Source organism: Syntrophomonas sp. UBA5494 (assembly GCF_002426325.1).
In genome coordinates, this window is record NZ_DIPG01000068.1 from 14685 (window position 1) to 24716 (window position 10032).

The following is a 10032-nucleotide window of genomic DNA, read 5'->3' on the forward strand; positions in this document are numbered from 1 at the left end:
GATCTCAATGTAAGCTACCACCGGCCAATTTTTGCAGAGGATACCTTAACTGTCAAAGTTTATTTAAAATCCAAGGGTAAAAGTATCATTAGCTTATGGGGGGAGTCCTTTGATTCCTCTAAGCGGTTGATCGCCACTGCCACCAGCAAAATAATAATATTGAACAAAATGGCCGGCAAATAGTTTGCGGCCCGGGATAAAAACCTTATTCTGCAGTCATAAAAGCATTTTTTGAAAGCATCATTTGCCAGGAAAGATGCTTTTTTCTTTGGCTCTTTCATCACGAACCGCCTGCTCTGCCGGGTAGCGGGATATCAGTTATCCAGCCCAATTAACCGAAACTGCCGAGACGAATCAAGGCTGGTTTTCTCCAGATTTTGTGATATTTTCTGAGCGATACTCAACATTTTATATGATGTCCTGATTGTAGGATGGTGTCCGGGATATTGTACAGCCGACCCGGTAATAAGGAAACTCGATCATCGGACCGGATTGACAGGTAAAAACCCGGGATCTATAGCTTCGTATTTCCTTAATCGGATTTGTAGCAAGACCCCCTGGCGGTTCTTATCACTTGCAGGATATTACATTTTAGATCTAGAGTGCCGATGTAACTGAAATGGCACATTACTTGCTAAAAAACTGTATAGGCACTAGCCATCATTTCAAAAATTTTGAGGAGAATAATATTTCAATTTTGTAAAGTCCGGTTTTTTAGGAAGGATATGTAATGCGTGAAAATGAACCAGCACTAAAAGTACTCAAGCGGGAACGTGTCGATGAAAAATTGCACGGTTTGTTACAATATCCTCTTACCATAGTGTCCGCACCTATTGGTTACGGTAAAACTACTGCTGTAAGGACTTTCTTGACAAATTGCCGGTCGCCCTATATCTGGACAACTATGTCAGAATCGGTCATGATTACCGCAAGTGAATACTTCTGGTATTTAGTCGTAAAAGAATTTTATAAGCACTTTCCCGATATTGCCGATATATTTGCGGAGCGTGGCTTTCCCCAAAACAGTATAGAGATATCAAGAATGATTGATTTCATTCAAGACTTTGAAATGAAGCAGGATACAGTTGTAGTCATTGACGATTACCACTTGGTTGAGAATGAACAAATCGATTTATTTTTAAAAAGGCTGGCCCTGGCCAACATTCCATGGCTGCATATCGTAATGATTAGCAGGGGAATTCCTCAGGTGGATATCGAGGAACTCACTATGAAGGGAATTTGTTTGTTCATTCAAACTTCGGATCTTTCTTTTACCGAGGACGAGATTAAGCTCTATTTCGAGTTGGTTAAATTTAAAGGTGATGATCGGATAAAGCAAAAAATATGTGCTGCTTCATGTGGATGGATTGCGGTTGTGTATTTGATGGTGACCAATTTTGCACACAATTATAATTTAGAATATCATAACTCAGTTAATAAAATGCTGAAATCATCCTTTTTTGATAAATATAATACTGAAACTAAGGTAATGCTTTTTAAGCTTGCTCTGTTCAATATCGTTACGGCGGAGCAAGCGGCTTACATTCTGGAAGATATCACCGCTATAGAAAAACTGGATGAGCTCAGCCGTGAGAATGGATTCATTTCATTGGATAACCAGGGCAATTATAAATTTCATCAAATATTTCTTGATTTTCTTCATAAGGAGAAATCCGGTTGGGATATAAATGTAGACAGCGTAATACATCGCGCCGGGAAATGGTATTCCTTCAAGGGTGATCATGCCAATGCCTTTAAATATCTGTACATGGCTAAAGACTATGAAAATATCTTTAAAGAACTCGAAATGGCGGATATTACAAGTATAAATTCTATAGATACGGAGCTGCTGTTTCAGATATTCAGCTCGGCCACCGATGAGCAGAAGTATAAATATCCGATGGCCACGCTTAAGTACATTTTTTTTGTTGTTCTGGATGTGGATAAGCAGCTTGGTACAGATATGCTGGAATCAATGGAACAGTATTTTTTGACTCACACCCATCCCAATTATTCACAAAATCAGATTTTGGCGGAAATCAATCTCAACTTTACAACCGTAGCCTTCAATGATGCCGAGGCCATCATGAATTATGCCAGTAAAGCGCTGGAACTTCTAGGAGAGGAACACTCTATAACTAGAAATCAAAAAGGGGTGTTAACTTATAGCTCTCCACATTTCACATATGCTTACTACAATAAAAAAGGTGAATATAAAAAAACCGTTGATATTCTATCGACAGCTTTTGAAAGCTATATCAAAGTCACCAATGGTTCCGGAATGGGCTGCGACTATCTCGCTATGGCGGAATATGCCTTGGAAACCGGAGATTTGGAACAAGTAGGGTTAAACGCGAAAAAGGCAATCTGCAAGGCGAATACCTGCAATCAGTTATGTATTGCCGTATGTGCAAAATTAACACTGGCCCGCTTATACATTTTACAAAAACGGGAAAAAGATCTTCGTACCATATTAGATGAACTGACCATAATGCAAAAAACCGAGAAAAATACGATCAACTTATATGTGATAGAAAATGCCTTAGGCTATATCTATGCCTGCCTGAACCAATATTGTAATATTCCCAAATGGCTGAGGAGCGATCATATAGAGCATAACTCTATCTTCAAACGCATTGCTTTCAATTACATCGTTAATGGCAAGGCTATATTGTTGTCCGGCAATTATATCGGGCTGGAAATGCTGACCGAACGGTTTGCGGATTTTTTCAGCGAATTGCAATTTCAGCTGGGTTTCATTCATAACCATATATATAGCGCGGTGGCAAAATATCATCTATATGGGTTGGATGAAGGTGTAAAGGAACTGCAAAAAGCTATTGACATAGGAATGGAAGATGACGTTATTATGCCGTTTGTAGAGAATACCGACTTTATTAGGCCTATGCTTAAAAGCGGGTTGCTTGATATGAAGCCAGAATATTTGGATCATATATTGTCTTTTTACAGCGGATATATTGTCGATCGGGCAGAAAGATCAAGTCTGCTTTCGGCAAGGGAAATTGAAGTCTTACGCCTGCTGGAAAATGGAGAAAACCAAAGCTCCATTGCTGATAAGCTATTTATCTCACAGCACACCGTTAAGCGTCATATGCAAAACATCTATCAGAAACTCGATGTAAATAACAAAACCCTGGCTATTAAAAAATTTAGAGCCATGCACGGATGAGAAAAACCATTATCCCCAATTAAGAACACCCCTTAAGGCAGAATCTCATCTGCTTTAAGGGGTGATTTTATTGATAAGTGACGCAAGAGGTATTCTGTTATTTTACATGATGCGGACAGCGTGATAGCCGCCGGACACAGCGTCAACTACCTTGCCGGGTTGCACAGCATCACCGATCACAGTTATATCGAATCCCATCTGCTCAAGCTCTTCACCGATCCCGCCGCAGGAAGTGTAACCGGTGGCTATGACCACGGTATCGCTGGGAATAGTAACGTCTTCGCCATCCAGTTCATAGGTGACAGAATCAATAGCTATGTTTTTCGTCTTAACGCCAGTAATTACGTTTATAGCGGATTCCTTAACCATATCACGCAAACTCGTAGCGTTATTCTTAGCTTCGACGGCGGTAGCAAGTAGGCTGGGAAGCATTTCCAGGATGGTGACTTCTTTACCTTTGTACGCCAGATCTAATGCGGTTTCACAGCCTACCAGCCCGCCGCCGATGACAACCACCTTTTCACCGGCATCTGTCTTGCCGAGGAGAACATCGGCAGCAGGATTGGCGTTTTCGATGCCAGGAATAGAAGGGATTGAAGGATTGGCGCCAGTCGCGATGATTGCTTTATCAAAGCGTGCTTTGGCAATATCCGCTGCCGTTGCTTCTTTATTGTACCTTACTATCACGCCCAGTTTGTTGACCTGTGTTATACAGTACTGGACATATTTAAGAACATCCTTCTTAAAATCGGGAGCACCTGCGGCGAGCAGCAAACCCCCCAGTTTATCGCTTTTTTCCCAGAGTTCTACCTCAAATCCGCGCCGGGCGGCAGTCACCGCGGCGCTCATACCGCCAGGGCCCCCGCCGATGACCAAGACTGATTTCTTTTCTTTCGCCATTGTAAGCGGAAAATCAATTTCATGCTGGCATTCAGGGTTGACGGCGCAAGTGTAGTGCCTGCCCAAGCCGCCCAAACGCAGGCATTCGTTGCAGCCAATGCAGGGCACGATGTCATCATAGCGCCCTTCCTTGACCTTGCTGGCATACATAGGATCTGCGAGATGCTGATGGCCCAGGGCGATGAAATCAGCCTGGCCCTCTTGCAGAACTTGTTCTGCCAAAATAGGGTCGCTCAGTTTGCCTTGCGTGATTACAGGGATATTTACAGCCTTTTTGACCGCTTCGGCTGCAAATACCTGACAGCCAGGCTGCTGGTATACAGTGGGGATCTGGCGGTACCATACTTCGTAACAGCCGGTGTCTACATGCAGGGCATGCGCTCCCCATTGCTCAAGCAGCTTGGCGATTTCAACCCCTTCTTCCAGCTCGCGGAATCCGGGATACATATGAGTAGGCGTAAATTTTACGATTTGGGGAAAGTCCGGGCCGCAGTATCTTTGCACCGCCTCAATGCACTCACCCAGGAAACGGGTGCGGTTTTCCAAGCTGCCGCCGTATTGATCGGTGCGCTTATTCCAGACTGGAGTCAAAAACTGATCTGCCAGGTAACTGCCATAAGCGTGCATCTCCACCGCGTCTGCGCCTGCGTCTTTGGCTAATTTGGCTGAATAACCGACCCTGTCGGTAATCTTATTAATATCATCCGCGGTCAGAACTTTACAAGTCAGATTAGGAAAGAAAAATGAAGGAATAGCACTGGCGGAATAAGGAGCATTGTATGGATCCTTACCCATGAGGCGCCCCAAACCGGGACCGATTTGCACACAGAGCTTGGCGCCATACATGTGTACATGTTCAGCCAGGGAACTCAACCGTGAAACATGGTGATAATTCGTCAACGCTCCTTGCGAAAATCCCTCATAATCTGTGATTGAGGCCATTCTTCCCGTGATGATGAGACCTGTGCCGCCTTTGGCCCGCTCTTCAAAGTAACGAATAGTGCGTGCTGAAAATCCGCCGTCGCTGTCAGAACTGGTACCCATAGGCGCCATAACGATACGGTTTTTTAGTGGCATTTTACCTATTTTGCATTTTGTGAATAGTTTCATGAAAAATCCCTTCTTTCTTTTCTTGCCAAGTTGATGCTGCCGTTACTCGTCTGCAACGAAGTATTGCATAAAGCGTACCAATTGCCCCGATCATGTCCAGCTTGAGCAAAGCAAATTAATGAATCGTGTTTATGATGTGTTTGCACCTCAATGCGAGGTTGTTTTGCCAATATTTATATATGTACCCCCCATTCAGTTGCAGTTCATATTACTACTTACTTTAACTAAATGGGGGGCGGTTCATTTCTTTTGCTTCTCCAGCGTACTATCTGCTAGGCTGATGTGATGTGGTCCTGTGGACTTTCATTTAAGTCCCAGGTCTTTTTGGCACTGGGCATAATAAACTGGATGGCAAGTGCACCCACAATATATAATCCGGTTACAATGATGAAAGCCAATGTGAAGCCCCCGGTTCTGTCATATATTTGCGCCCACAAGGTAGGACCCACTGAACTCATCAAAAAGATAGCCATAATGATCCAAGAGTAAATTTCGCTGTAGTATTTGATGCCAAAGCTCTGCTTGGTAAGCATCGGGTTGATGACAGAAAGCGCGGCATATCCCATACCGAAAATGGCCATGCCTATGTAGAACAGAGATATGGCGCTGCCTGATTTGAATGATATAAATATACCGATAGCGCCGCAGAGACAAGCAAAGGTGCCGGCAACCGTAGCGCCGAAGCGGTCGGAGACATAACCCAAAATGAATTTGCCGATAATACCGCCTACCATAATGATTGACACCGCCATAGCACCGGCGGCGGCTCCCAGCGGGCCTTTAGCGGCATATGTGGGAATCTGCTGAAAGAAGGTTGCGCACAACGTGAAAACGCAGGCTATAAGTATGATCAAGTAAAAGGCAGGATTTGCGGCGGCGCGTTTTAAGGAAACAGCGTGGTCTACGATGAGGGCATTCGCAGCGGCTGATTCTTCTACAACCTCATCCTCGCCATATTTCTTGAGTCCCAGCATCTCTGGGTTTTTACGTACAAAGAGGTAAGTCACTGGAACGCAAAAGACAAAAGCTGCCATCCCCAGATAAAGCCGGGCGGTTTGCCACCCGTAAGCGGTTATTATTGATTGGGCGATAGGCGCTGCGAAAGCAGCCACCAGACTTAACATAGCTGAGGCCAGACCGATATTGAAACCGACGTTCTTATTAAACCAGGCGTTGATAAGCACGGGTACTGCCAAGTACATAAAGAATGTAGCAGTTATGCCGTATATCACGCCAAAGAGGTTCCATTGCCATACCTGCGTGGCCTGAGATGTAAGCATATAGGCTACACAGAACAAGGTCACCGCGGCGGTCAATATATATCGTGGATCATACTTTTGTAAGATCTTGCCCGCAAACGGTTGCGAAACAGCGGCGACCAATGGCCAAATGCCCAGATACTGAGAGGCGGCAGTTCTCGACCATCCTAGATCATTCATCACCGGAGCAAGAAATATACCAGCGGTATTGCCGCATATACCTATTAGAACCGAATAAAAGCCGAGACACGCTATAAGAATGAACCAGGCGTAATGTATTTTTTGTTCTAAAACAGCAGTTCTTTCCATACCAATCTCTCCTTTGTTGATAACTAATTGATGGATAAGCGTAATCCTGCGATGGAGTCTATAATGGTTTGAAATCTCTGCAAATCAATTAAATGATCGGTCAAGATCAGAAGTTGCTAATTAATTCTGGCCTGAATTACATCATTCCGGCCCAACCGCCATCAACCAGTATTAACTGACCATTGGTGTAAGTATTTTCGTCGGAACAAAGGTAAATTAGTATGCCGCTCATTTCGCCAAACTTACCGCGTCTCTTCAAAGGATTTCTGCTTTTGGCTTGATAATCATCAGCTGCCGTTGAGGAGCCGGCGCTGTCACCCATGGTGCCATTGGCGATAGCTCCGGGTGCTACAGAATTGACTAAAATATTGTAGGGGGCCCATTCTCCCGCCTGGGCCTTGGTCATAGCGATAACACCGGCTTTGGAGGCATGATAGCTTTGGACTCCGGCAGGTGTTGCCAATACGCCTCCTATAGAAGAGATATTGACAATTCTGCCTTTTTTCTGAACCATCATAGACTGTTTAACGACCTCACGATTCATCAGAAATGTGCCGGTCAAGTTTACATTGATGACTTTTTCCCAATCCGCAAGGGCGTCACCATAACGCAGAATCCCGGCATTGTTTACCACCTGGTCGATTTTTCCGAATTCTTTGACTACAGCGGCAACGGAATCAATAACCTGCTTTTCATTACCAACATCGCACGCAAAGCCTCTGATTTTTCTGCCGGTAAGGGTTTCAATTTCACGGGCTGTCTCCCGGGCCAGCTGTCCATCAATATCGAATACTGCCACATCCGAGCCCTGTTCGGCAAAAGTCTGAACGTATTCTTTACCAAGCCCTTTTGCGCCCCCGGTAATAAGTGCAACTTTTCCAGTGAAGTTAAATTTGTACAATTGTATGTCTCCTTTCTTTCATTTTTCGATCTAATATCCATATTAACGAGCAAATACAAGAATAAATATAACCCATACGTACCATTTGCATTGATTTTAAAGTATGGTACTTTTACCCGATATGCATAATAGTCAAATACCTTTAATCTATAGGCATACATAATGGTTTGATTGCAAATGGCAGTAATTAGGAGAGGAAGGAGTAATTATATGAAACAGGTCGTTGAAGGAAAAATGTTTTCAATTAAAGATGCTCCTGTAAATACCCTGGAAGAACGTATTCAAAGGTTGGAAGATATCAGGGCGATTAAAGAGTGTATGTACCATTACATGCGCTGCTGCGATAACCTGGATCCGGTCGGTATGGCATCCTGCTTTACACAGACTGGCAAACTTAGCTGGGGAGATGTCTATCCCAATTATTTCGACGGAAAGAATGCTATTCTGGCGCATCTTAAAGAAATTATGGGAGCGGCCAAAACTCAAACCCATTACTGTACCAACGAACAGATTCATTTTGAAACCAGTAACAGCGCTATCGTTTATTGCTGCATGTATTCCTGGCAAACCTTCAAAAATCCTGATGTTGCCGACATCTACTCTTTCGGCCGCTATGAATCGCAAGTAGTTCGCGACATGGATGGTGAATGGCGTTTTGAATCGTTCAAGTTAATTATGGCGGGGACCATAGGCGGAATGCGTGCCAGTGAGCAGTTTGGCCGGCCCTGGCCCCCGGTGCCGATTGGCAGATGATTTTAACATGGATGATCAATCTTCTGTGATGATAGTAGATAACATACAGGGCAAATCTTACGCACCTTAAAATATCGGGCCAGGCTTGACAAACCCCTGTATTGTCGATCTTCCCACACATTTTGGCATATTCCCGGCGGGGGAATATGCCATTTATAATTGTGTCCTAATTGTATGATGGTGTCCGCTATACTATACAACTAGCCCGACGCTGAATAAAAACTAAGATAAATTATACCCGGGAACCTCGAAGCGACATCTTTGCAGTTCCTTAACCATTCTGCCACAAGACCTGCTTGCTGAGATTATTGCATGGGCAAAGATTGTATATTTGTTAAGAACCCGGCCTAAACAATTGAAATGGCACAATAATTGCTATTAAAGCTACCAGAGGCAGCTGGAAACACACTATATTTTGTGGGGAGGTGGTAATTGCGTCGTAATACTGGCTCTTCCTCAATGACAGACAGCATGGTTGTATAACAGACCGAGCAGCTAATATCGGTGGGGAGGCTTAGATAATCCCATAGCCAGTGTACTGCGTCTATATAGATTCTCATCTACGATATTCATCGATTCATACTAATAAACTTAAAGGACCTTGGATTTTTGCTTGAAATGTTTCATTGCCAACGAGAAGGATACAACCCTTGATGGTAAGCTGCCGCTTAAACCCGGTTAGGGTTAATTAATGCAAGATGATTATGAAGGACGACATAGAAGTAGCTCTGGTATTAAGGTTCTTAAGGACGTTTCCAGGGATCTGTAATTAGCAAGCATAGCAATTCTTCTTAAATTAGGTTCACAAGGGGTGTACGTATGGATGTAAGGGAAGCAATTTTAAAAAGACGCAGCATAAGAAAATTTAAAGAAATTCCGGTTGAACAGGAAAAAATTGCTCAATTGCTGGATGCTGCCAGATTGGCTCCTTCGGGTTCAAACCGGCAGCCATGGCGCTTCCTTGTGTTAGAAGAACCGAAGATACGAGAGCTGGTAGCAGATGTGAGCGCCCAAATGTTTGTCAGGCGGGCCCCGCTGATTATTCTATGTTATGCCGACCTCCGCTGCTGGTTGCCCGACTATATTAAGTATCTGCAGGAGGAACTGAAAAACTCCGGTTCGGTCGATAGGAATGACATGGCGATGAATCTGTCGCTCTTAAGTTCTAATCCATTATATACCAGCGGAAAGGAGCTGAAGAACTATATTCCCAATGCTTTTTTAGATGTCGGCATTGCTATTGAACATATGGTTCTGTCTGCCATGGATTTGGGCCTTGGCACTTGTTGGTGCAGGCTGGTTGATGAATTAAAACTTAAGGAAATTTTTGAATTACCAGATTACTACAAATTCGTAAGTATGCTGCTGGTGGGGTATCCTGACCAATGTCCGCCCCAGAGGCCGCGTAAAGATATTGAGGATTTATTAATAGGTTAGGAGGAACCTGCAATAATGGAGATTCCGAAAACATGTAAAGCTGCAGTTTTGGATGAGTGGGCTACGCCGTTGGTCGTTCGTGATGTTGGCGTACCGGAAATACAACCGGGAGCTGTGTTGGTAAAGCTGCTGATGACCGGTATCTGCGGCAGCGATTTACACGAGTGGGATGG

General features: G+C 44.0%; 7 protein-coding genes. 4 read left to right on the plus strand and 3 right to left on the minus strand.

Going from position 1 to position 10032, the window contains the following annotated elements:
• Positions 1-183 (plus strand): hotdog fold domain-containing protein (locus tag B3W37_RS07850; protein ID WP_483175285.1); only part of this gene is annotated, 183 nt, incomplete at its 5' end.
• A 547-nt stretch (positions 184-730) separates the two neighbouring features.
• On the plus strand, positions 731-3190 hold the full coding sequence (locus B3W37_RS07855; RefSeq protein WP_483175286.1) for a response regulator transcription factor: 2460 nt from the start codon (positions 731-733) through the stop codon (positions 3188-3190).
• Between the two features lie 102 nt (positions 3191-3292).
• Here B3W37_RS07855 and B3W37_RS07860 read toward each other — a convergent pair whose 3' ends face one another.
• From B3W37_RS07860 to B3W37_RS07870, 3 genes are all read right to left on the minus strand, one after another.
• Positions 3293-5200, minus strand: coding sequence for an oxidoreductase (locus B3W37_RS07860; RefSeq protein WP_483175287.1), 1908 nt, complete (start codon positions 5198-5200; stop codon positions 3293-3295).
• A 272-nt stretch (positions 5201-5472) separates the two neighbouring features.
• Positions 5473-6768 (minus strand): MFS transporter, encoded by a 1296-nt coding sequence (locus B3W37_RS07865; protein ID WP_483175288.1) that lies wholly within the window; start codon positions 6766-6768, stop codon positions 5473-5475.
• A gap of 136 nt (positions 6769-6904) precedes the next feature.
• Positions 6905-7669, minus strand: a complete 765-nt coding sequence (locus B3W37_RS07870) for an SDR family NAD(P)-dependent oxidoreductase (protein WP_483171079.1) — start codon at positions 7667-7669, stop codon at positions 6905-6907.
• A gap of 210 nt (positions 7670-7879) precedes the next feature.
• Here B3W37_RS07870 and B3W37_RS07875 point away from each other — a divergent pair, with 210 nt between their 5' ends.
• Positions 7880-8422, plus strand: coding sequence for a nuclear transport factor 2 family protein (locus B3W37_RS07875; RefSeq protein WP_483175289.1), 543 nt, complete (start codon positions 7880-7882; stop codon positions 8420-8422).
• Between the two features lie 819 nt (positions 8423-9241).
• A complete protein-coding gene (locus B3W37_RS07880) occupies positions 9242-9859 on the plus strand; it encodes a nitroreductase family protein (protein WP_481037635.1) in 618 nt (205 codons plus the stop codon).
• Positions 9860-10032: the final 173 nt, after the last annotated feature.